This is a genomic window from Rhodococcus sp. NPDC059969 (assembly GCF_042738325.1).
In the GTDB taxonomy this organism is placed as follows: domain Bacteria; phylum Actinomycetota; class Actinomycetes; order Mycobacteriales; family Mycobacteriaceae; genus Rhodococcus_F.
This window is the reverse complement of sequence record NZ_JBHWUF010000002.1, coordinates 390,799-412,756: the sequence shown is the minus strand read 5'-3', so window position 1 is coordinate 412,756 and position 21,958 is coordinate 390,799. Positions and strand designations below refer to the sequence as shown.

Here is a 21,958-nt window from a genome sequence, read left to right as displayed (position 1 = left end):
ACGGACATCATGTCGCTACACCCGAACGTCGTATCCGTACTTTCGTGGCGCAGCTGCACCGCAGACAAGCACATTTTTTCGGCCGCAATGTCGGCCGAGCACATGGGCAACAAGCGCGGTATACCCCGAGAATGATCCCCAGTTTCACCGGATTCGTTCTCGGGCACCCAGGGCAAACGCCTCGGGTGCCTTTTCTTTTACCTTTCACACGCAGGAGCACCACATGAAACTTCGAGTCAACCAACTGTCCATCGCGCCGCCGTATGTCGATCTGCCCGGTGACCTCACCGGATACGCCGTCACCCTGGATCTTTCGCACTCCGACGCTGCCCACGAAGCCACCCTCGGCGCACTGATCAGCGAGATCCGCAGTCGCGGAGCCTCACGCGTCGTCATCACCGGCTCACCCCGCGAACTCCAGGGCACCCACAGCAGCGCTGCCTGAAAGAACCGGGCCGCCTGAAAGCAGAACGGGCCCCGACAACCTACGAAGAGGAAGTCGAGGCCCGCCAGCGAAGCAGAAATCAGTGCGCGAAGTGGCGCGCGCCGGTCAGATAGAGAGTGACGCCGGCTTCCTTGGCCGCAGCAATCACTTCGTTGTCGCGAACCGATCCACCCGGCTGCACAACAGCCTTGACGCCGGCGTTGAGCAGTACCTGCAGACCGTCCGGGAACGGGAAGAACGCGTCCGAGGCCGCAACCGAACCTACGACGCGGTCACCGGCGCGCTGAACAGCAAGATGCGCTGCATCGACGCGGTTGACCTGGCCCATGCCGACGCCGACGGACGCGCCGCCGGAGGCCAGCAGGATCGCATTGGACTTCACCGAACGGCTGGCGCGCCAAGCAAATTCGAGGTCTGCGAGGGTCTCGGCATCGGCAGCCTCACCGTTGGCGAGAGTCCAGTTGGCCGGGTTGTCCCCGTCAGCGTCGAGGACGTCGCGCTGCTGGAGCAGAGTACCGCCCGAGATCGGACGCAGTTCGATGCCGGTAGCGGTCGGAGCGGCAGCTTTCAGAACGCGAATGTTCTTCTTACGCTGCAGAACCTCGACAGCTCCGTCTTCGTACGAGGGCGCGATGACGACCTCGGTGAAGATATCGGCGATCTGCTCGGCCAGTTCGACGGTGACCTCACGGTTGGCTGCGATCACGCCACCGAAAGCACTGACCGGATCGCACGCATGCGCCTTGCGGTGAGCGTCGGCGATGTCGGTGCCGATGGCGATGCCACACGGGTTGGCGTGCTTGATGATTGCCACTGCCGGATCCGTGAAGTCGTACGCTGCGCGCCACGCGGCGTCGGAGTCCGTGTAGTTGTTGTACGACATCTCCTTGCCGTGCAACTGCTCTGCCTGAGCCAAACCTGCAGGCGCTGCGGGGTTTTCGTACAGCGCGGCGTCCTGGTGCGGGTTCTCGCCGTAGCGCAGGACAGCGCTGCGGTTCCACGTGGCACCGACCCAGGCCGGGAACAGCGAACCGTCTTCGTCGGCGGCAATCGTGCTCGTCATCCAGCTCGCAACAGCGACGTCGTACGACGCCGTGTGCTGGAACGCCTGCGCCGCAAGCACAGTGCGCTCACGCAGAGTGAATCCGCCACCGGCAACGGCAGTCAGAACATCGGCGTAGCGAGCCGGATCGACCACGACGGCAACCGACGGATGGTTCTTGGCTGCAGCGCGCACCATCGACGGTCCGCCGATGTCGATCTGCTCGACGCACTCGTCCGGGCTAGCGCCCGAGGCAACCGTCTCAGTGAAGGGGTACAGATTCACGACGACCAATTCGAAAGTCGCGATGCCGAGTTCCTCGAGCTGAGCGAGGTGATCCGGCTTGCGGGTATCGGCGAGAACGCCGGCGTGGACGCGCGGATGCAGCGTCTTCACACGGCCTTCCAGGCATTCCGGGAATCCGGTCAGAGCCTCGACCGGGGTCACGGGGATTCCGGCGTCGGCGATCTTCGACGCGGTCGAACCGGTCGAGACCAACTCGACACCGGCCTCGTGCAGGCCCGTGGCCAGCTCGATCAGACCACTCTTGTCGTAGACGCTGACAAGTGCACGGCGCACAGCCTTGCGTTCACTCACTGGGGATCACGGCCTTTCGTCCATCGGAAACCACTCCGCGCGTAGCAACAGCGGCGATGACGTCCGCCAACAACCGTCGCTCCACAATTTTGATGCGTTCATGCAACGACGACTCGGTGTCGTCGTCATGCACCGGCACAGCTTCCTGCGCCAAGATCGGCCCGGTATCAACTCCGCCGTCGACGAGATGCACCGTGGAACCGGTGACCTTCACGCCGTACGCCAGAGCGTCGGGAACCGCGTGCGCGCCGGGGAAGGCAGGCAGCAACGCGGGATGAGTGTTGATGATTCGGCCGCCGAAACGCGCGAGAAAGGTGGGGCCGAGGATCTTCATGAAACCAGCACTGACCACCAGGTCGGGGTCGTGCTCGGCCACCGCTGCCGTCAGCGCGTCGTCCCAGGTGGCGCGATCTTCGTAGGCCTTGATCGACACTTTGAAGGACGGAATCTTCGAATCCGCGGCGTGCTCGGCGGCGAGGCAGTCACGATCTACACCGACGGCAACGATCTCGGCCGGGTATCCGTCGGCATGCGAAGCGTCGATCAGCGAGGTCAACAGGGTTCCCGCGCCGGAAGCGAGTACGACTACCCGCGCGATCGAGTCGCGAAATTGGACCCTGTCGGGCATTGTCGGCTGCGGATTGTCGGCCGAGGCAGTCAGCGCACTACTCCTGAGAACTGGAAGATGATGCGGCCGGAGTATCGGCCGCATGACAGCCTAGTCGCTGGACTCCTGCGGCTTCGAGGGCAGGTCGGTCTCCGGCCCGGACTCTGTCTCGGGTCCGGCAGCGGGGTCGGTCTCGGGTGCCGCGACAACTTCGGCGTCGACTACTTCGATCTCGACGGTTTCCTCTGTCACGACCTGCACAGGTTCGCCTGGTTCCTCGACGATTTCAGCTTCGACGACCTTGGTGACAACTACCGCAGATTCCTGGGCGAGCACTTCGTCGGTGTTCTCGTCTGCCTCTTCCGGGGTGGCCGCGGCCGTGATCGCGAGTTCTGGCTCGGATGTTCGGGCCGGTTCAGCCTCCGGCGGCGCAACCTCGTCCTTCATGTGTCCGCGATGCGAGAACCACATCGCGAACAGCGCCGAGACGGTTCCGAACAATCCCAGCCACGCAAAAGTCAGAAGACCGAAGCCCCACCACAGGACCTCGACGGTGCCGAACTGCCCGAGGTCTCCCCCGGCAGCAAGCGCAAGCAGAGCCATGACGACGCCGGCACCGGCAGCTGCCGTCAGCACCGCGAGCACACTGTCCTGCCCGGCGATGCGTCGAGCGCAATCGCGGCCGAGCATCACCCCCACCGCCGCCGGAACGATCAACAAGATCGGCCAGATTCCGCCGGCGACGCCTTCCGGAATGGCTCCGAGAAGGGGCAGCGGTGGCAGATCTCCGCCGATGTTGCCGAACACACTGATGGAGACGTTGCCGAAATCGGCCGTCGATCCCGTCATCACCGCGGCAGCGCCGACGACGAGATTCGGAAGATAGAGGAGCGACAACACCGTCAATCCCAGAACGCCGACAAACCCGTTGCCGCGCGCGAGCAGGTCACCGACCGTCGACCACGACACGAGCAGTGACACCACGACGGCCACGGCACCTGCGGCCAACAGCGCTGCCGAAGCGGCCGTTGCCGGTCGAACAGCGGCGGACGCCCACGGCGGAATCTCGGCGACGACGCGATCCCAGTGCGCAGCAGCAACACCGACGGACGCGGCGAGCAGGTGAATCCCGGCGACCCAGCCGAAAGCGGCCAACGTGTTGGGGCTCGACAGCGGAATCGCCGCGGAAGCGTCGGCGACCACTGCGAGCGCGATCGCCGTGATCGTCAACGGTCCGGCTACCGCGGCCCCCACCAGGCGGAGGGTGTCGTCACGGGAGTCGGTGTGCACCGCAGTCGACGCGCATCGGCGTGCGACCACCCACATCATGACCGCCGTCGGAAGCAGTGGCAGTACACCGAGTTGGACGCCGCTGATAGTCGCCGGCACTTGGTGGATGACCAACCATGTAGTGGCAATGGCGCCGAAGGTTCCGGTCAGATCGCTGCTCGCCGATACCAAGGTGACCACAACAACGGCCGCGATCAGCAGCATCGTCAGGCCCGACGGCCGGAACGCGACAGTCAGCAACTTGCGTGCCAGGTCCGGGTTGGGTGCCGGGCGACCGCCGCCGACGCGGCCGCCGCCAGTACGACCGCGTCCGGGTCGTGCGGACGCGGGACGGGACCGGGTGCCATCAATCAAAGAACTCATCCCCTCGAGGGTTTCACTCGATAGTGCGCCGCGCACTCAGGCGCGCCGTCGGGCTCACGGAATGTGGCCTCCACCCGCAGCGGGTCGGAGGCCACATTCATGCTCGTGAAACGAAGTACTACTGCTGACGCTCGTCAGGGTTCTGGGAACCGAAGACCTTGGTCTCGGCCGCGGAATCGCTGCTGCCCTGCTCAGGTTCCGCGGGCGGCGTCGGTGCTTCGAAAGTGGGCGGCTCGAAGCCCGTCGGCTGCTCGGTCGAGCCAGTCTGCTGCTGGTTGTACGGCTGGCCGTAACCACGCGGAGCGGTGAACTGGTCCGACGAGTAGCTCGGGTTCGGCTGACCACCAGGCTGCGAGGTCAGCGGATAGTAAGACGAAGTCGTTGCGGACGACGACGAGTCGGCCTGGGTCTGCGTCGGATTCTGCACCGGGTTCTGACCGTAGGGAGATGCGCTCTGTCCGTAAGGCTGCTGCGAAGCAGTCGGGTCGGCGGGGGCGGCGTGCGCTCCCCCGTATCCCTGCTGCTGCGCCTGCCCGTACTGCGGATTCTGCTGGTACTGAGGCTGCTGCTGAGCCTGCTGAGCCTGCTGAGGCTGACCGTACTGCCCTTGTCCGTAGCCCTGGGGCTGACCCTGCTGCTGACCGTAGCCCTGCGGCTGACCGTACTGCTGGGCTACCGGACGCGGCGCGGGAGCCTTCAGGATTCCGATCTCGAACAGCAACGCCGCAACTGCGACGACGGTCTGCACGAACGAGAGAATCAGCACGATGATCAGGCCCCAACCGAGCCCGATATCTACGTAGTCGCTGGTACCGACCGAGAACGCGGCGAACACCAAAGAGAAGAAACCCGTGAGTGAGAGCGCTGCGGCAATGCCTGCATACGACTGCTTCGGGAGCAGCGAGATTCCGGCGACAACACCGCCGGCGAAGATGAACCCGAGGCCGTAGATGCTCGACTCGAAGAAGCTCGAACTGGTGTCCAGATCGCTGCCGATTCCGCTGCTGCTTCCACTGATCGTGGTGAAGGGCGCAAAACCGAGTAGGAAGTTGATCAGGCCGAGCGCCGCGACGGCGATGAGCAGGATGAATCCGAGATTCTTGGTTCCACCGCCCGCTGCCGGCTGATTCGGTGGCCCGAAGTTGGGCCCTTGCGGCGTGAACGTCATGACTTCTCCTCGTAGACGGTCTTCGATGGTTACCAGCGTATGTGTCTCGACTTCGCACGCTAACACCGACGGGAGACAATGGGCAGATGCCCTTCACCCTCGCGCCTGGCGCCGACCACGTCGTCGAAACCGAGGTGAAGCACTCACGATTCATCGCCGCGCTTCGCCGGATCGACGACACCGAAGCCGCCGTGGAGTTCGTCGCGGAGCAGAAGTCGCTGTATCCCGATGCGCGCCACCATTGTTCGGCTTTCGTGATCGGATACGACGCGAACTCGCGCGTCGAGCGTGCACACGACGACGGCGAACCGGGTGGCACTGCGGGGGTGCCGATGCTTCAGGTTCTCAAGTCTCGAGATCTGGTCGATGTGATTGTGGTCGTCACGCGCTATTTCGGCGGAATCAAGCTCGGCGCCGGCGGATTGGTTCGCGCGTATTCGGGAGCGGTCTCGGTGGCTCTCGATTCGGCCGAGCTTGTGGCCAGGGAGCGGAAAATCCTGCGCACTTTGGCGATCCGGCACTCAGAGGCCGGTCGAGTGGAAGCAGAACTGAGAGCGCGGGGCGTCTCGGTGCTCGGAACTACGTACGGATCGAAGGCGGTCATGACACTCGCCGCCCGTGATGCCGACGATCTCGAATCGGTCGTCGCATCCATCACATCCGGTGCCGGGCAGTTGGAACCAGCCGGGTCGATGTGGGTCGATACCACTGTGCGTGGTTAAGGAGTCCGGAGACTCCCTAACCACGCACGGGGGCGAAGCCCCTTACAGGGACTGAAGGATCTCGCGAGCGAGAGCAGCAGTGGCGGACGGCGTCTTGCCGACCTTCACGCCTGCAGCTTCGAGAGCTTCCTGCTTGGCCTGAGCCGTTCCCGAGGAACCGGAGACGATGGCGCCGGCGTGGCCCATGGTCTTGCCTTCGGGAGCGGTGAACCCTGCCACGTAGCCGACGACCGGCTTGGTGACGTTGGCCTTGATGTAATCGGCTGCACGCTCTTCCGCGTCGCCACCGATTTCACCGATCATCACGATGACCTTGGTCTCGGGATCCTTCTCGAACGCCTCGATGGCGTCGATGTGGGTGGTGCCGATGACCGGGTCGCCGCCGATGCCGATGGCGGTGGAGAAGCCGAAGTCACGGAGTTCGTACATCATCTGGTAGGTCAGGGTGCCCGACTTGGAGACCAGGCCGATGGGGCCGGTGCCTGCAATGTTGGCGGGCGTGATGCCGACGAGGGCCTCACCCGGGGTGATGATGCCGGGGCAGTTCGGTCCGATGATGCGGGTCTTCTTGCCCTTGGACTCGTTGTACGCCCAAGCGTAAGCGGAGTCCTGCACCGGGATGCCCTCGGTGATGACCACGAGCAACGGGATCTCGGCGTCGATAGCCTCGACGATGGCGTCCTTCGAGAAGGCCGGGGGGACGAACGCGATGGAGACGTCTGCGCCGGTCTCCTTGATTGCCTCTTCGACCGTCGCGAAGACGGGGAGCTCGACAGCGGAACCGTCAGCAGCAACGTGCGAGACCGTGGTGCCGGCCTTGCGTGCGTTGACGCCGCCGACGACCTGGGTGCCGGCCTTAAGCATCAGAGCGGTGTGCTTGGTGCCCTCGCCGCCGGTGATGCCCTGGACGATGACCTTTGAATCCTTGGTGAGGAAGATTGCCATTGTTCTGTGAGTCCCTTACTTCGCTGCGTGAGCGAGTTCGGCGGCCTTGTCGGCGGCCTCGTCCATGGTTGCGACGACCGTGACCAGCGGGTGGTTGGCCTCGGCGAGGATGCGGCGACCCTCTTCGACGTTGTTTCCGTCCAGGCGAACGACGAGCGGCTTGTTGGCCTCGTCACCCAGGGTCTTCAGTGCGCCGACGATGCCGTTGGCAACTGCGTCACACGCGGTGATGCCGCCGAAGACGTTGACGAACACGCTCTTGACCTGTGCGTCGTTGAGGATGACGTCGAGGCCGGCAGCCATGACTGCAGCGGAAGCTCCGCCGCCGATGTCGAGGAAGTTGGCGGGCTTGACGCCACCGTGGTTCTCGCCGGCGTATGCGACGACGTCCAGGGTGGACATGACCAGGCCTGCGCCGTTGCCGATGATTCCGACCTCACCGTCGAGCTTGACGTAGTTGAGGTCGTTCTCCTTGGCCTTGAGCTCGAGGGGATCGGTAGCGTCGCGATCCTCGAATGCCTCGTGGCCGGGCTGACGGAACGCTGCGTTCTCGTCCAGGGTGACCTTGCCGTCGAGGGCGAGGATCTGATCGTCAGGCGTGCGAACGAGGGGGTTGACCTCGACGAGGAGCGCGTCTTCGCCGATGAAGACCTCCCACAGCTTCTGGATCGTCACGGCCGCTGCGTCGAGCACCTCTGCGGGCAGCTTTCCTGCCTCGGCGATGCTGCGCGCGAACGCGAGGTCGACGCCCTTGACTGCGTCGACGGGGATCTTGGCGAGAGCGTCGGGGTTCTCCTCGGCGGTGACCTCGATCTCGACGCCACCCTCTACCGAGCACATGGCCAGGTAGGTGCGGTTGGTGCGGTCGAGCAGGAAGGAGATGTAGTACTCCTCGGCAATGTCACTTGCCTCTGCGACCAGCAGCTTCTTGACGACATGGCCCTTGATGTCCAGGCCCAGGATTGCCTCGGCGTTTGCCACTGCGGCATCCACGTCGGGCGAGTACTTGACGCCACCGGCCTTGCCGCGGCCGCCTACCTTGACCTGTGCCTTCACCATCACGGGCTTACCGATTTCTTCGGCAATCTCGCGTGCGCCGGCGACTGTGTCTGTAACACGTCCAGCCGAAGTCGGCACTCCGTGCTTGGCGAAGAGTTCCTTCGCCTGGTATTCGAAGAGATCCATCTGCTCACCGTCTCGTCTGCGTTGTCACCCGCTCGAGGGGTAGGAGCGGGTCTGTTCTGGACTTTAACCAGTTGCCGCGTTCGGTTTGCGCCCGCATTGATGCTATGTGGCCCAAGTCACGCGCAATTGCCCAATGAGGCACGCCTCACCGATTCGGCAAGGTGGCCACACCGAATTTGTCAAGCATCAGTCTCACTGATTCTTGCGCTCGAGAACGCTGCAACGAGAAGCAACACTATGCCCGTGGCTGCTGTGATCGCACCCACCCCCACCGTTGCGTCCGATATGCGCGATGACGTGAGCGGCCACTCACTGACGTACACCAGAGCTGCCGCGGCAGATCCGATCAGCAGTACTACGCCCTGTGTCGGCCGCGCAGACGCAGCGATCACCGCGGCGATCACGACGGCGACGCCGACGAGCAGTTGTCCCCAGACGTCAATTCCCCACGGCCACTCCAGAACTGACGCCGCCCTGTACGCGTCGCCTTGATAGAGCGGAAGCGCCGTTCCGATCAAGACCGCGACGCCGCCGATCCCACCGACCAGAAGTAGCAGCCCTCTCGAACCGCCGCCTACCGACGTGTCGACGTCCTCACGTTCGGCGCTTCCTGCCAACCAGACGAGCAGTCCCGTCGCCGCGGCGAGTAGTGCTGCCCCGCAGAGGACGAAGGCTCCGGCTCCCAACCCGACGCCCGGTACGTCCGTCGCGATGACTGCCGACTGCATGACCGCGGCGACTCCCATCACGACCGTTGTCCACAACACTCCGACGGCCGGACGCACTACGGCGGCGCGGCCCGGAACGAAGAGACCCAGTGCGGCGAGCAGCAGTATGGCAGCGGCGAGCAGGACAACTCGAGACGAAAGAATCGACGGTTCCGGGATGCCCGCCGGCAACGACAGGACCGGAAGGGTCGCGCCCAGGGTCGCCAGTACTGCCGTGACAACCGCGCCGGTTCCGGCAACGCGGTGAAGTCTGTTCACCCGCGCTTGCGCTGCCCGGGACTGAGCCACCATGGCTGCTTTGAGTGCCCCCTTCGTCGTCTTCGCAGGAGCGCGGACCTCACTGGCGGCGGGAATCGCGTCAGCTTCGCGGCTGGACGCCAGATAGTGCGCTGAAACTCCGATGACGACGATGACCACCGCTGCCAGCGCCCCGACGACGGAACCCGATCCGACCCCGATCCGATCACCGGCTGCGAACCCGGCCACCACCCTGGTGCCGCTGACTGCCAGCGCGCCGAGACCGACACCGATCAGCGCGCCGCAGCCGACCGGCAGCGAGATGGACGTCAATGCCGCCGCGACCGCCACGAGTACCGCGACGCCGACCAATCCCGTACCGACAGCGGTGGCCGCCGCCGAGTCGACGAGTGGTTTCACCAGGAAGATCGGATCCTGCGAACTGAAGGAAGGACCGAACAGGGAGAGCACGAACACCACCGCGGCCAGAATCAGCAGCGCTGTCGGCCACCCACCGATCCGCCCGCCAACCGATCGCCCGTCGAATTCTGCGGCGCGTGCACTGCCGTATCCGTCTCGTTCAGATTCACGATGGACGACCATGAGCCCGAGGACGCCGGACACGACAAGGAGGCCGTGGCCGACGAGTGCGAGGTAGGCACCCGGACCTGCATCGATCGAACCCGCAGATATCGGACGGAAAAGGTCCAAGCGGTTTGCATCGATTGCGTCGACGAACAACTGGACGTCCAGAATTGCGGCCCCGAGCGACACCGCGCCGATACCTGCCAGGAGTCCACCGGCAAAAGCGGGTCTGCGACTCGAAGCAAGCACTGCAACCAGCGGCACGATGATCACGCAGACAGCGGCGAAGAGAGCTGCAGAAGCAAGAGCCCCCGTCGTGTCGATCCCGCGGCCACTCCCGACTCCGACGACGGGACCGGCCGCCACTGCGAGGGCTCCGAGCAATCCGGTTGCCGCCGCGAGGGGCGCCCCCGACTTCACTCGGGGATCGTCGAAACGCGCCTGCGACGTAGTTCCAGGTGTTGTGGACACTCGATCGACGGTAGTGCCTGTGTGGACCGGTGATCCCGTTGTGACACGCTTGATCACGAAACGAGATGATTCGTCCGTTTTGCCCGAATCGACATATTCCCAGGTCAACCTGTGAGGCACGTCACATAATCGGACAGGTTTCCGCTACGGCTTGCGCCCATCGCAATCATTTCGTTACCGTCAGTCGGTCTAAGTCACGGGCTGATCACGAACTCGAGGAGAGAACCGGCATATGCATCACCGCAGCCAGTTCACCGCTAGTAGGTTCTCGAACCCAGCAGATGACGAGGTCACGACCACTTATCCAACGCACTCGGCCAGGCGTTACACCGAGACTAAAAGTTCTGAGATCTCTACCGATATGTTCATTCGAAATTCATCCTCCACGTCGTCAGAATCCGACTCTCACGAGTTCGTCGAGTCCGACGTGATCAGCGCTCCGACTTACTCCTCCTCCGCACCGACAGTCGATGTCGAATCTCCGGTTCGCCGCAGCGGTGCCCACCGACTCCCCACCCCTCCTTCCGCCCTCAAGGGCCGCGCCGCCGTTCTGGCCGTTGCAGCCGGCGCAGTTGTCGCTGCGGGCCAGGCAGTCATCAACGACGGTTCCCCTTCCTCCGCCGACCACTCGGAAGTTGCACTCGCCAACGAGTCCTCCGCGATCGGCACCACCGCAGAACCGCAGGCCGCTCAGTTCGCTCCGGCCACCTCCACGGCAGCCACCACCGAGGCCGACGCTCCCCAGGTCCTCAACGTTGCAGCGCCGACCGATCTCTCCCAGTTCAGCAATCTGCTTGCCAAGGGCCAGCGTTTCAGTGACGAGCGCGCCGCACGCGAAGCCGCTGCCCGTCGCCCGCTGTTCGTTCTGCCCGCAGTCGGAACCTTCACGTCCAACTTCGGCACCCGCTGGGGCACCCTGCACGCGGGCGTCGACATCGCTGCCCCGATCGGGACTCCCATCGTCGCCGTCGCCGACGGCAAGGTCATCGATTCGGGCCCGGCTTCCGGATTCGGCATGTGGGTCCGCCTGCAGCATGCGGACGGAACGATCACCGTCTACGGCCACATCGACACCTCGACCGTCACCGTCGGTCAGCAGGTCATGGCCGGCGACCAGATCGCCACTGTCGGCAACCGCGGCTTCTCCACCGGCCCGCACCTTCACTTCGAGGTTCACCTCGCCGGCGAGAACAAGATCGACCCCCTCCCCTGGCTCGCCTCGCGCGGCATCAGCCTCGGTATCGAGCAGGACTGATCGCAAGCCCGACACTTCTGAAAAAACTTCCGGCCCGCACCTGAAAAGGTGCGGGCCGGAAGTTTTTGTCTGCCTTCTACAGCTTGACCATCGGCACACCACCGATGAGCATCAACCGCACCTTGCCCGCGCTACCGAAGTCGATGGTGACCGTCGCGGTGGGTCCGGTGCCCTTGGTTTCGAGAACGGTCCCCAGACCGTACTTGTCGTGACTGACGCGATCACCCGTGGTGAGGACCAGAACGTTGTTGCGGCCACGCGCGGCTCCGAAACTGGGAGTCGACGCAGCCTTGCCTGCCCCACCCCCATAGCCCTGTCCGCCGCCGTAACCCTGGCCGCCCTGGCTGCCGTACCGGCTTCCGCTGCCGTAACCTGGCCTACCACTTCCGAATCCACCACCGGTACCCGGATCCTCGCGGCGCCAGTTGATCAGGTCCTCCGGGATCTCCTGGATGAACCGTGACGCCGGGTTCTGGATCGGTTGCCCCCATGCCGAACGCATGATCGCGCGCGTCAGGTACAGGCGCTGCCTGGCTCGGGTGATGCCGACGTAGGCGAGTCGACGCTCTTCGGACAGCTCTGCAGGATCGCCGAGGGCACGCATGTGCGGGAACTGTCCGTCCTCCCAGCCGGTGACGAAGACGACCGGGAACTCGAGGCCCTTGGCGGTGTGAAGCGTCATCATGGTCACGACGCCGTCGTCGGAGTCCGGTAGTTGATCGGCGTCGGCGACAAGCGATACGCGTTCGAGGAACGCGGCGAGCGAACCCGGATCGGGTTCACCTTCGCGCATGGCTGCCGTTTCCTCGTCGTCCGGATCTATCAGCCCCGCTGCGTTTCGTGCGTCGGAACTGAATTCTCTTGCCACGCTGACGAGTTCGTTCAAGTTGTCGAGCCGAGCGCCGTCCTGCGGATCGCTGCTCGCAGCGAGTTCGGCGCGATAGCCGGTGCGCTCGAGCACCGCCTCGGCGACCTCACCGATGTCACCGAGTTCGAAGGGTTCGTCCTCGTCGGCCGCTGCTGTCGGCAGCAGGGCCCGCAGTCCGTCCATCATCTCGAGGAACGACGCGATGGCCTTCTGCGAACGCGTATTGAGCAGCGCCACTTTGCCTTCCGCGCCGTCGCGCAGTGCGGCGGCGAAGCTGATGTTGCGGTGCTCGGAGTGCACGGCGACGCAGGCTTCGGCTCGATCACCGATACCGCGTCGTGGTGTGTTGAGAATGCGTCGCAGGCTCACGGTGTCGTCCTCGTTGGCGAGGACGCGCAGGTACGCGACGATGTCCCGAACTTCCTTGCGCTCGTAGAAGCGAACGCCGCCGACCACCTTGTACGGCACACCGAGTCGGATGAAGATTTCCTCGAGCGCACGTGAGGAGTTGTTGGTCCGGTAGAAGACCGCGATGTCGGCGAATTTGGTCTCGCCCTGGTCCACCAGGCGATCGATCTCCGAGGCGACGAACGATGCTTCGTCGTGCTCGTTGTCTGCAACGTAACCGACGATCAGTTCGCCCTCACCGGAATCGGTCCACAGGCGCTTTTCTCGTCGTCCCGTGTTCTTGGAGATCACGGAGTTGGCCGCCGAGAGGATGTTCTGCGTCGAGCGGTAGTTCTGTTCGAGCAGGATGGTTCGGGCGTCCGGGTAGTCGCGTTCGAACTCTTCGATGTTGCGGATGGTGGCTCCGCGGAATGCGTAGATCGACTGATCGGCGTCACCGACGACACACAGCTCTGCCGGTGCAACAGCGTGGTCGGACTCACCGGCACCGCCGACCAGTTCACGCACCAGCATGTACTGCGCGTGGTTGGTGTCCTGGTACTCGTCGACGAGTACGTGACGGAAGCGGCGACGGTAGTACTCGGCGATCTGCGGAAACGCCTGCAAGAGCGCAACGGTCTCGCCGATGAGGTCGTCGAAGTCGAGTGCGTTCGCAGCACGCAGTCGCTGTTGGTAGTGGCCGTAGACCTTGGCGATCAGTCGCGGCAGTTCCGCCGGATCCTGATCGGCCGCGACAACCGCTTCTTCCGGTCCGACGAGTTCGTTCTTGAGGTTGGAGATGTGCGTGGCGAGAAGCCGCGCGGAGAATCGTTTGGTGTCGAGCTCGAGGTCCTTCGAGATCATCGTCAGCAGTCGACGCGAGTCGTCGGAATCGTAGATCGAGAAATTCGAGTTGAGACCGGGCAGGAGCGCCGCCTGTGCCCGCAGGATGCGAACACAACTCGAGTGGAACGTCGATACCCACATGGCGTTTGCGCGCGGTCCGACAAGCGCGGCCACACGCTCACGCATCTCGGCTGCAGCCTTGTTGGTGAAGGTGATGGCCAGGATCTGGCCGGGAGTGACGCCCCGTTCGGCCAGCAGATAGGCGATGCGACGCGTCAGCACTGCCGTCTTGCCCGAGCCGGCACCCGCGACGATCAGCAACGGCGAACCGGTATGGACCACAGCCTCGCGTTGCTGCGGGTTGAGTCCCTCGAGGAGGGCGTCCGAACCCGCGTCGTGTCCCCGCGCGCCGCCCCCGTCGTGATGGGAATGTCCGTCGTGCTCACCGAGTGCTGGGTACGTGTTCATCGCCTGTCCACGCTACCGGCGTCCACCGACACGGTCGTCAGTGCGTCCACCTGCTGGTAGAGGCACTTGGATTCCTTGTGTCGAACATGGCAAACTGGACGCTATGTTCAGCATTTCCGTTCGCGACAACGCGGCCGACCCCGTCGGTCCGCTGTGGCGTTACTTTACGTGCCCCGGACCTCGGTGCACGTGATCTGAACAGCTCACCCGCCCCTGGTCCGAATCGGATCCGGGGCATTTTCGTCAGTGTGCCTGGATCGGTAACGACCCGAGCCGAGACCACGATCCACGCAGTAGGAAGAGGAGACGAATAGCAATGAGCACCCAGGCTGCAGCACCCAATGGAAATACTGTAAATACTGTAAATACTGCTCCGACGGACGTCGAGATCCCCCAGAGTGAGGCGGAGATCGACGAACTACGGAAAGAAATCGACCGTCTCGACGCCGAGATCCTCGCGGCCATCAAACGCCGCTCCGAGGTCTCCCAGATCATCGGCCGCACCCGGATGGCATCCGGTGGTCCGCGTCTGGTGCACAGCCGGGAGATGAAGGTCCTCGAACGGTTCAACGAGCTCGGCCAGGAAGGCCATACCCTCGCGATGCTGCTCCTGCGTCTGGGCCGAGGACGCCTGGGCCACTAGCGCACACGCCGATCATTCGCGAACGGCCACATCGGATGCCTCTGGCAGTCCCGATGTGGCCGTTCGCGTGTGTATCAGCTCTCGAGCGCGATGTACTTCGTGTCGAGGTACTCCTCGATCCCCTCGGTCCCGCCCTCGCGGCCGAATCCGGATTCCTTCACACCACCGAACGGCGCTGCCGCGTCCGAGATCACTCCGCGGTTGACGCCGATCATTCCTGATTCCAGAGCGTCGGAAACGCGAAGTGCACGGTCGAGATCCTTCGTGAAGATGTATGCGGCCAATCCGAATTCGGTGTCGTTGGCGGCCGCGATTCCCTCGTCTTCGGTGTCGAAACCGGTGATTGCGGCGACGGGCCCGAACACTTCTTCCTTCAGAATCCGTGCGCTCGCCGGAACGTCGGCCAGCACCGTGGCGGGATAGAAGTACCCTTCACCACCTGGCGCTTCGCCGCCCAGTCGCACCTTTGCCCCGGCGTCCACCGCGTCTGCGACCAGCTCTGCGACGGTGTCGAGCTGATCCTGGTTGATCAACGGCCCGAGCTTGGTCTCCGGGTCAGTCCCCGGTCCCATCGTGAATGCCGCCATCTTCTCGGTCAGTTTGGACGTGAACTCTTCACGCACCGCGTTGGCGACGTGGAAGCGGTTGGCGGCAGTGCAGGCTTCGCCCCCGTTGCGGAGCTTGGCCAGGACCGCGCCTTCGACGGCCTTGTCGACGTCCGCGTCGTCGAACACGACGAAGGGTGCGTTGCCACCCAGTTCCATCGACGTGCGGAGCAAGCGCTTCGCGGACTTCTCCACGAGCATCTTGCCGACGCCGGTGGACCCGGTGAAGGTGAGCTTGCGCAGTCGCGGGTCGTCGATGAGCGGGCCGGTCACTTCACCGGATTTCGACGTCGGCAACACCGAGAGGACACCGTCTGGCAGCCCTGCCTCGGCCATGAGCTGGGCGAGCAGCAGCATCGTCAACGGGGTCTCCGAGGCGGGCTTGACGATGATCGTGCATCCGGCAGCCAAGGCCGGTCCGATCTTCCGGGTACCCATCGCCAACGGGAAGTTCCAGGGCGTGATGGCCAGACACGGTCCCACCGGCGCCTTCGTGACGAGGATCCGGCCGTTGCCCGCCGGCGCCGGTGTGTAGCGCCCGCCGATGCGAACGGCCTCCTCGCTGAACCACCGGAAGAACTCCGCCCCGTACTTCACCTCGGCGCGGCTTTCGGCGAGCGCCTTACCCATTTCGAGGGTCATCAGCAGCGCCACGTCCTCGGCGCGCTCGGTGATCTTCTCGAAGACGGCTCGCAGGATTTCCCCACGCTCGCGCGCAGGTGTGCTCGCCCACTTCGGCGAGACCGCCACTGCCTCGTCGAGGGCGCGTAGCGCGTCCGCGGGGCTCGCATCGGCTACATCGGTCAACGGTTTCCCGGTCGCCGGATCCGACACCGGAAAGGTCGCGTTGTTCTCCGCGGGCACGAACCGGCCGCCGACGAACAACTGGGTGGGAACTGATCGAATGAATTCGAATGTGTCCATGGGTTCCATGATGCTCGCCGCAGGCGCGTACGTCTGCGGGCGAGTAAGACTCGCGAGGAAGTTTCCAGCCCGTGCCACTAAAGTCGATGATCGTGAGCACTGATATCACCGGAACCTCAGCCTGGCAGAAACTGCGCGCTCATTACGCCGACATCGAAGGCGTTCACCTGCGAGAACTCTTCCAGGACGATCCAGCCCGAGGGCGAGAGCTGACGATCGACGCCGGTGATCTTCACATCGACTACAGCAAGCATCGTGTCAGCCGCGAGACTCTCACGCTGCTCGTAGACCTTGCCCGCGAGGCCGGCGTCGAAGCACGACGCGACGCGATGTTCGCGGGTGATCACATCAACACCTCTGAAGACCGCGCCGTGCTGCACACAGCGCTGCGTCTGCCGAAGGATTCTGCTCTGACCGTCGACGGTCAGGACGTCGTCGCGGACGTTCACGAGGTTCTGGACGCGATGGGCGCGTTCGCGGATCGCGTGCGCAGTGGCGAGTGGACCGGCGCCACCGGCAAGCGCATCCGCACCATCGTCAACATCGGTATCGGCGGTTCCGACCTCGGGCCCGTGATGGTCTATCGCGCGCTACGGCATTACGCCGACGCCGGAATCAGCGTCCGGTTCGTCTCCAACATCGACCCTGTCGATCTGGTCGGGCAGCTCGACGACCTCGATCCGGAGACGACGCTCTTCATCGTCGCGTCCAAGACCTTCTCCACCCTCGAGACGCTCACCAACGCGACTGCGGCAAAGCGTTGGCTGTTCGCCGGCCTGGGCAGCGAAGACGTCTCCGCCGTAGCCAAGCATTTCGTCGCAGTCTCCACCCACGGTGACCGCGTGGCGGAGTTCGGCATCGACACCGCGAACATGTTCGGTTTCTGGGATTGGGTCGGCGGGCGCTACTCGGTCGACTCGGCGATCGGCTTGTCGGTCATGTGCGCCGTCGGACCTGTCCGTTTTGCGGAGTTCCTCGACGGTTTCCACCAGATCGACACGCATTTCCGAAACCAACCGCTCGAGCAGAACGCGCCGGTACTCCTCGGTCTCATCGGGCTCTGGTACTCCAACTTCTTCGGAGCTCAGTCCCGCGCAGTTCTGCCGTACTCCAACGATTTGTTGCGCTTTCCCGCGTACCTGCAGCAGCTGACCATGGAATCCAACGGCAAGTCGGTGCGCGCCGACGGCTCACCGGTAACCACGTCCACCGGTGAGATCTTCTGGGGCGAGCCTGGAACCAACGGGCAGCACGCGTTCTATCAGCTCCTGCATCAGGGCACCTGGCTCGTGCCTGCCGATTTCATCGGGTTCGCGGAATCCACCGACGATCTGCCGACGGCGGACGGCACGGGATCCATGCACGATCTGCTCATGAGTAACTTCTTCGCTCAGACCAAGGTTCTCGCGTTCGGCAAGACGGCCGAAGAGATCGCGTCGGAGGGCACGGCACCAGAGTTGGTGCCGCACAAGGTAATGCCAGGCAACCGGCCTTCGAGCACCATCTTGGCGAAGGAATTGACACCCTCGGTGGTCGGTCAGTTGATCGCCCTCTACGAGCACCAGGTATTTGTCGAAGGTGCCGTATGGGGGGTCAATCCGTTCGATCAGTGGGGCGTCGAACTCGGCAAGACGCAGGCACTCGAACTTGGGCCTGCACTGTCCTCCGAAAAGGCACCCGGCGACCTCGGCGACACATCTACCGATGCTCTGGTGCAGTGGTACCGCAAGGAGCGCGGACGGGCCTGACTTCACGCGGCGGCTGGGCCGAACCAACTCTCCGTTGTGTACACGCGCCCGGATCGGTCGACGAGCCGAGCGCGAAGCTCTTGCTGTTCAACCCATTTGATGGCACTGATACCTCGGATCAATGCTGCTTCACTCGCGGCGTACGCCCACACTGCGTCATCCGCGATCACCGAGACTTGCGCCCACTCCGTGGAGGGTCGCTCCTGGTTGGGTTCCCAGGAGGGCAGCTCTACCGCCCGCGCCGTCGCCATCGCGGTTCCGTTGATCAGCTCGACTTCTTCGCTGCCCGGCACCGGAATCTGCCAGCCTCCGGCGGGCGCATGGCCGGCAGTGGCGATCACGTCGCCGATCCGCACGGCAACACCACATTGCAATTCGGCAGCGACGATCTGCGCGGCGCGATCGACTGTGTCCGCCTTGGCAACTCCGGTGATGTCGAATGACGCACCCCACGGCGCGTACACCACGTCACCGTCGAGTTGGACGTCCTCGAACGTCGGGGTGGGGTGCACCGGAGGGATGGATTCGTCCTCGGAGTAGTTGTCGGCAAGCGGATTGACTGCACCGCCGGTCATGCGGGCCGCCCACAGCGCGGAGCGCAGCAGAGCCGACATACGTCGTGTCACTTTGACCGGAGTTCCCTGAGCGAGATTGACGGCGTGGATCTCGGCGTCGCCCCGGCGAAGGTCGCACACTGTCTCGGTCTCGTCGATGGCAGCTGCGATCAACGCGTGCGCAGTGGGCAGCGCAGCGCCCTCGGTGACATCCACCTCCACGGCGGAATCCCACATCGCCCACTTCTCGACACTGACCATGCCAGTCCTGCCCTTCAAACACCGCGTTGTAACCAGTATGCGCCGGTCAGCAAGCCCCGTGCCATAAGCCGCTGATCAGGGTCGAGGCAAGCGTGGTGCACGGCGTGCAGCGTTTCGGCAGCCGAGACAGGAACGGGACAGCGACGAATCGGAAGACCTGTGCGACAGAATTGCCGCGCGTCACTCTCACCCGCTGTACCGCCCTGACTGGCGTCTCGCTGCAACGCACGCCGACCACTACAGACGCAACAGGCAATTCCGACTCGAAAGATGCAGAGGCGATCCTCGACGTGTCCTTACGGGGTGCTGCGTCACGAGACCCGTGCGTCGTCGCCGAAGGCTGCCGAAAAATGTCCGGGCACAGGCCGACGGCGCCGACGGCACCGTATGAAATAGTGGCGAGCGACGAGATGTATTGCGCTCCAACATCGGTGACATACCGATCGGCCGCTTTTCGGAAAGCAACGACTTCGATCGGACCCACTGGGAACACCTGACCGACAGGTCGACTCGGCCGACCGCCCACTCGCGAATGACAAAAAGTGCGCGCCCGTTACTGCTCGCGGGCGTCGACTCGATCACCAAGTGAGGACGGCGCGCCAACTTCCGCGAAATGCAGCGACCGTCGCCTGCCGGCGGTTCGTGCACGTTACAGGCAGGGCCGTCATGCATCGACCCACATGGATAGGACCGGCCGAAAGAACCTGCAGCGCAACGGGGTAACCACCGCCATTTTGCTTATACGCCACCCCCGCGCCACTTGGCAAAACGAACGGTCAGTACGCGGTGTAAATCACATACTTTGCAAAGTCTTTGGAATGTCGCCGCACCAAATATTCGCAGGTGAAAGGACTTTCGACCGGAGTCCAGAATAACCGTGTCGTCTACTATGTGAAAACTGCGAAGTAGCTGTGACGCTGGGTCACGCTCGAGGGAGGAATTGTGACCGATTCATTCAAGGACCGCTTGAACGCCTTGTACCCGGCCACAGCCCCTAGACTCACCAACGCGCAAGTTGTGGAAGCCCTTTCACAACGAGGATGCAAGATTTCGACACCGTACCTCTCGCAACTCCGCAGTGGCGTGCGCACAAATCCGTCCGAGCAAGTCGTTTTGGCATTGGCCGATTACTTCGGCGTTGCCGCCGAGTACTTCTTCGGTCCGACGCCTCGTCACGATCCCGAACTGATTCCGGAAGAAGACCGTTCGGTTGTCGAAGAGTTCCACGACAGCGAATTACGTTCTCTGGCCATAAAAGCGGTTGATCTCTCCCCCGAATCGCAAGATTTACTCTCGTCCATTGCGGAGAAACTTCGCTCGTCCGAAGGACTCCCGGCCGTCCCCCCGGATTGCAGCACGTACACCCCACCGTTCACGCGCGACTAGTCGTGGTGAAGGTCAGCGAGTCAACCGGCCCAATAGTGCCGAGGCGGTGACGATTCCGAGCAGCGCTGCCCCGATCAGCACGCCGAAGTCGACGGCGTAATCGGTCGGCATTCCGATGAGCAGACCCCGCAGCGCTGACACCTCGTAGCTGAGCGGGTTGATGCGGCTGAGCCACTGAACCCACGTCGGCATGAGTTCGACCGGGTACAGCGCGTTGGAGGCAAAGAACAGTGGCATCGTGATTGCCTGCCCGATGCCCATCAATCGATCTCGTTTCAGCACGATTCCCGCGATCGCGACCGACAGGCAGGCAAAAAACGCGGAGCCCAGCACAACGACGACCACGACCCCGAGCAGTTTGAGCGGGTTCCACGTCATACTCACACCCAGCAGTGCCGCCACGATGACGACCACCACTGCTTGGGCGACAGCGCGGATACCGGCGGCGAATGCCTTACCCGTCACCAGTGCGGCGCGCGGCGTCGGCGTGACCATCAATTTGGTGAGTACTCCCGCGTCACGCTCCCAGATGATCTGGATTCCGTAGAAGATTGCAACAAAAAGAGCGGACTGAGCAATGATGCCCGGTGCGAGAAAGTCGAGATAGGGAACGTCGCCGGTCGGAATCGCTCGGATATGACTGAACGTCTGACCGAAGATCACCAACCAGAGGATCGGCTGGATTGCGCGCGTAACCAATTCAGATCGGTCGTGCCGCAACTTCTGCACTTCCACGAGGCAAAATGTGTAAATCCTCGACAGCAATCGTGCGGGACCGCTGGTTGTGGGATCAGCCCAAGCGGCGCGCTGTGCGACGGGCAGTGCGGACATCACGTAGACCTCCTGACTTGTCGCCGGTGAGATCGTCGCCGGTGTAACGGCGGAACACGTCTTCGAGAGTGAAATCCGGTCCCAGTTCGGAGGCCAACGCGCTCGGCTCGCCCACTGCGCGAAGTTCACCGTGATGCATCAACGCAACACGATCACACAACTCGTCGGCTTCTTCCATGTAATGCGTAGTGAGCAGCACGGTCATGCCGTACAGCTTCTGCATCTCTGCCACTCGCTGCCAGACGGATTCGCGGGCAATGGGATCCAACCCCACCGTCGGTTCGTCGAGCACCAGCAGCGACGGTCGGTTCACCAGAGCCTGCGCAAGTTCGAGCCGTCGCACCATACCGCCGGAGAAACTCGACGCGAGACGATCCGCCGAATCGAGTAGATCCACCATCTCGAGCGCCTGGTCGACGCGCTCGCGTCGTTCGGACCGCGGAACGTCGTACAGCCTCGCGAACCAGGTCACGTTCTCGCGTGCGGTCAATGCACTTTCGATCGAGAGCTGCTGTGGCACGTACCCGAGACAGCGCCGAATGGCCATCGCTTCGCTGCGAACGGATCGACCGAGAATTCGAATGTCACCATCCTGCAGTGGAAGCAGGGTGTTGAGCATCCTGATCGTCGTCGTCTTTCCTGCACCGTTGGGACCCAACAGGCCGAAACATTCCCCCGCGTTGATGACCAGACTCAAGTTGTCCACCGCGCGATGATCGCCGAAATTGTATGTTACCGAGTCGATCTCGACCGCGGGCGCGCCAGGGTCAGGCATGTGTGCCGCTCGGCTCTTCCAC

At 63.6% G+C, this 21,958-nt stretch carries 18 protein-coding genes; 6 read left to right on the top strand and 12 right to left on the bottom strand.

Going from position 1 to position 21,958, the window contains the following annotated elements; translation table 11 throughout:
• The first annotated feature begins 223 nt into the window (after positions 1–223).
• The gene (locus ACFWAD_RS10870; RefSeq protein WP_003946391.1) at positions 224–445 is read left to right on the top strand and encodes a hypothetical protein; all 222 of its coding nucleotides are present in this window, start codon (positions 224–226) and stop codon (positions 443–445) included.
• A 79-nt stretch (positions 446–524) separates the two neighbouring features.
• On the opposite strand, the gene purH is transcribed toward ACFWAD_RS10870, so the two are convergent.
• The 4 genes from purH to ACFWAD_RS10850 form a co-directional block, all read right to left on the bottom strand.
• Positions 525–2,084, bottom strand: coding sequence for a bifunctional phosphoribosylaminoimidazolecarboxamide formyltransferase/IMP cyclohydrolase (gene purH, locus ACFWAD_RS10865; protein WP_003946407.1), 1,560 nt, complete (start codon positions 2,082–2,084; stop codon positions 525–527).
• Positions 2,077–2,796: a phosphoribosylglycinamide formyltransferase gene (purN, locus tag ACFWAD_RS10860; RefSeq protein WP_378532610.1), complete on the bottom strand. Its 720-nt coding sequence runs from the start codon at positions 2,794–2,796 to the stop codon at positions 2,077–2,079. The genes purH and purN overlap by 8 nt, the downstream gene beginning before the upstream one ends.
• Before the next feature lie 6 nt (positions 2,797–2,802).
• A complete protein-coding gene (locus ACFWAD_RS10855; RefSeq protein ID WP_378543538.1) occupies positions 2,803–4,344 on the bottom strand; it encodes a DUF6350 family protein in 1,542 nt (513 codons plus the stop codon).
• 118 nt (positions 4,345–4,462) lie between these two features.
• The gene (locus ACFWAD_RS10850) at positions 4,463–5,512 is read right to left on the bottom strand and encodes a DUF5336 domain-containing protein (RefSeq protein WP_378543535.1); all 1,050 of its coding nucleotides are present in this window, start codon (positions 5,510–5,512) and stop codon (positions 4,463–4,465) included.
• An 86-nt stretch (positions 5,513–5,598) separates the two neighbouring features.
• Between ACFWAD_RS10850 and ACFWAD_RS10845 the strand changes: the two genes are divergently transcribed.
• Positions 5,599–6,234 carry an IMPACT family protein gene (locus tag ACFWAD_RS10845; protein ID WP_378543532.1) on the top strand — a complete coding sequence of 212 codons (636 nt, stop codon included), beginning with the start codon at positions 5,599–5,601 and terminating at the stop codon, positions 6,232–6,234.
• Between the two features lie 42 nt (positions 6,235–6,276).
• Here ACFWAD_RS10845 and sucD read toward each other — a convergent pair whose 3' ends face one another.
• The 3 genes from sucD to ACFWAD_RS10830 all read right to left on the bottom strand — a co-directional run bounded on the left by sucD (position 6,277) and on the right by ACFWAD_RS10830 (position 10,385).
• A complete protein-coding gene (sucD, locus tag ACFWAD_RS10840) occupies positions 6,277–7,179 on the bottom strand; it encodes a succinate--CoA ligase subunit alpha (protein WP_322001789.1) in 903 nt (300 codons plus the stop codon).
• A 15-nt stretch (positions 7,180–7,194) separates the two neighbouring features.
• Positions 7,195–8,364, bottom strand: coding sequence for an ADP-forming succinate--CoA ligase subunit beta (gene sucC, locus ACFWAD_RS10835; RefSeq protein ID WP_003946426.1), 1,170 nt, complete (start codon positions 8,362–8,364; stop codon positions 7,195–7,197).
• Between the two features lie 179 nt (positions 8,365–8,543).
• Positions 8,544–10,385: a hypothetical protein gene (locus tag ACFWAD_RS10830; protein WP_378543529.1), complete on the bottom strand. Its 1,842-nt coding sequence runs from the start codon at positions 10,383–10,385 to the stop codon at positions 8,544–8,546.
• Between the two features lie 232 nt (positions 10,386–10,617).
• Between ACFWAD_RS10830 and ACFWAD_RS10825 the strand changes: the two genes are divergently transcribed.
• The gene (locus ACFWAD_RS10825) at positions 10,618–11,640 is read left to right on the top strand and encodes a M23 family metallopeptidase (protein WP_378532601.1); all 1,023 of its coding nucleotides are present in this window, start codon (positions 10,618–10,620) and stop codon (positions 11,638–11,640) included.
• 76 nt (positions 11,641–11,716) lie between these two features.
• Here the strand turns inward: ACFWAD_RS10825 and pcrA are convergent, their stop codons facing one another.
• Complete coding sequence (gene pcrA / locus ACFWAD_RS10820) at positions 11,717–14,209, bottom strand: DNA helicase PcrA (protein ID WP_378532599.1); 2,493 nt, start codon at positions 14,207–14,209, stop codon at positions 11,717–11,719.
• Positions 14,210–14,525: 316 nt separating this feature from the next.
• Between pcrA and ACFWAD_RS10815 the strand changes: the two genes are divergently transcribed.
• Positions 14,526–14,852 (top strand): chorismate mutase, encoded by a 327-nt coding sequence (locus ACFWAD_RS10815; RefSeq protein WP_019744757.1) that lies wholly within the window; start codon positions 14,526–14,528, stop codon positions 14,850–14,852.
• A 74-nt stretch (positions 14,853–14,926) separates the two neighbouring features.
• On the opposite strand, the gene ACFWAD_RS10810 is transcribed toward ACFWAD_RS10815, so the two are convergent.
• A complete protein-coding gene (locus ACFWAD_RS10810) occupies positions 14,927–16,381 on the bottom strand; it encodes an NAD-dependent succinate-semialdehyde dehydrogenase (RefSeq protein WP_378543526.1) in 1,455 nt (484 codons plus the stop codon).
• Between the two features lie 92 nt (positions 16,382–16,473).
• Between ACFWAD_RS10810 and pgi the strand changes: the two genes are divergently transcribed.
• Positions 16,474–18,129 (top strand): glucose-6-phosphate isomerase, encoded by a 1,656-nt coding sequence (gene pgi / locus ACFWAD_RS10805; RefSeq protein ID WP_378532595.1) that lies wholly within the window; start codon positions 16,474–16,476, stop codon positions 18,127–18,129.
• 2 nt (positions 18,130–18,131) lie between these two features.
• On the opposite strand, the gene ACFWAD_RS10800 is transcribed toward pgi, so the two are convergent.
• Positions 18,132–18,944 carry an FAD:protein FMN transferase gene (locus tag ACFWAD_RS10800; RefSeq protein ID WP_378446401.1) on the bottom strand — a complete coding sequence of 271 codons (813 nt, stop codon included), beginning with the start codon at positions 18,942–18,944 and terminating at the stop codon, positions 18,132–18,134.
• Between the two features lie 942 nt (positions 18,945–19,886).
• Here ACFWAD_RS10800 and ACFWAD_RS10795 point away from each other — a divergent pair.
• Positions 19,887–20,330, top strand: coding sequence for a helix-turn-helix domain-containing protein (locus tag ACFWAD_RS10795; RefSeq protein WP_378446399.1), 444 nt, complete (start codon positions 19,887–19,889; stop codon positions 20,328–20,330).
• A gap of 12 nt (positions 20,331–20,342) precedes the next feature.
• Here ACFWAD_RS10795 and ACFWAD_RS10790 read toward each other — a convergent pair whose 3' ends face one another.
• On the bottom strand, positions 20,343–21,161 hold the full coding sequence (locus ACFWAD_RS10790) for an ABC transporter permease (protein WP_378543521.1): 819 nt from the start codon (positions 21,159–21,161) through the stop codon (positions 20,343–20,345).
• A complete protein-coding gene (locus ACFWAD_RS10785) occupies positions 21,121–21,936 on the bottom strand; it encodes an ABC transporter ATP-binding protein (protein ID WP_378543518.1) in 816 nt (271 codons plus the stop codon). The genes ACFWAD_RS10790 and ACFWAD_RS10785 overlap by 41 nt, the downstream gene beginning before the upstream one ends.
• Positions 21,937–21,958 lie beyond the last annotated feature (22 nt).

What these genes read in the sequence shown, in the direction of transcription:
- ACFWAD_RS10870 (WP_003946391.1), top strand. Translation starts at nt 224, where the DNA reads ATGAAACTTCGAGTCAACCAACTGTCCATCGCGCCGCCGTATGTCGAT.
- purN (WP_378532610.1), bottom strand. Translation starts at nt 2,796, where the DNA reads ATGCGGCCGATACTCCGGCCGCATCATCTTCCAGTTCTCAGGAGTAGT.
- ACFWAD_RS10855 (WP_378543538.1), bottom strand. Translation starts at nt 4,344, where the DNA reads ATGAGTTCTTTGATTGATGGCACCCGGTCCCGTCCCGCGTCCGCACGA.
- ACFWAD_RS10850 (WP_378543535.1), bottom strand. Translation starts at nt 5,512, where the DNA reads ATGACGTTCACGCCGCAAGGGCCCAACTTCGGGCCACCGAATCAGCCG.
- ACFWAD_RS10845 (WP_378543532.1), top strand. Translation starts at nt 5,599, where the DNA reads ATGCCCTTCACCCTCGCGCCTGGCGCCGACCACGTCGTCGAAACCGAG.
- sucD (WP_322001789.1), bottom strand. Translation starts at nt 7,179, where the DNA reads ATGGCAATCTTCCTCACCAAGGATTCAAAGGTCATCGTCCAGGGCATC.
- sucC (WP_003946426.1), bottom strand. Translation starts at nt 8,364, where the DNA reads ATGGATCTCTTCGAATACCAGGCGAAGGAACTCTTCGCCAAGCACGGA.
- ACFWAD_RS10825 (WP_378532601.1), top strand. Translation starts at nt 10,618, where the DNA reads ATGCATCACCGCAGCCAGTTCACCGCTAGTAGGTTCTCGAACCCAGCA.
- pcrA (WP_378532599.1), bottom strand. Translation starts at nt 14,209, where the DNA reads ATGAACACGTACCCAGCACTCGGTGAGCACGACGGACATTCCCATCAC.
- ACFWAD_RS10815 (WP_019744757.1), top strand. Translation starts at nt 14,526, where the DNA reads ATGAGCACCCAGGCTGCAGCACCCAATGGAAATACTGTAAATACTGTA.
- ACFWAD_RS10810 (WP_378543526.1), bottom strand. Translation starts at nt 16,381, where the DNA reads ATGGACACATTCGAATTCATTCGATCAGTTCCCACCCAGTTGTTCGTC.
- ACFWAD_RS10800 (WP_378446401.1), bottom strand. Translation starts at nt 18,944, where the DNA reads ATGGTCAGTGTCGAGAAGTGGGCGATGTGGGATTCCGCCGTGGAGGTG.
- ACFWAD_RS10790 (WP_378543521.1), bottom strand. Translation starts at nt 21,161, where the DNA reads ATGTCCGCACTGCCCGTCGCACAGCGCGCCGCTTGGGCTGATCCCACA.
- ACFWAD_RS10785 (WP_378543518.1), bottom strand. Translation starts at nt 21,936, where the DNA reads ATGCCTGACCCTGGCGCGCCCGCGGTCGAGATCGACTCGGTAACATAC.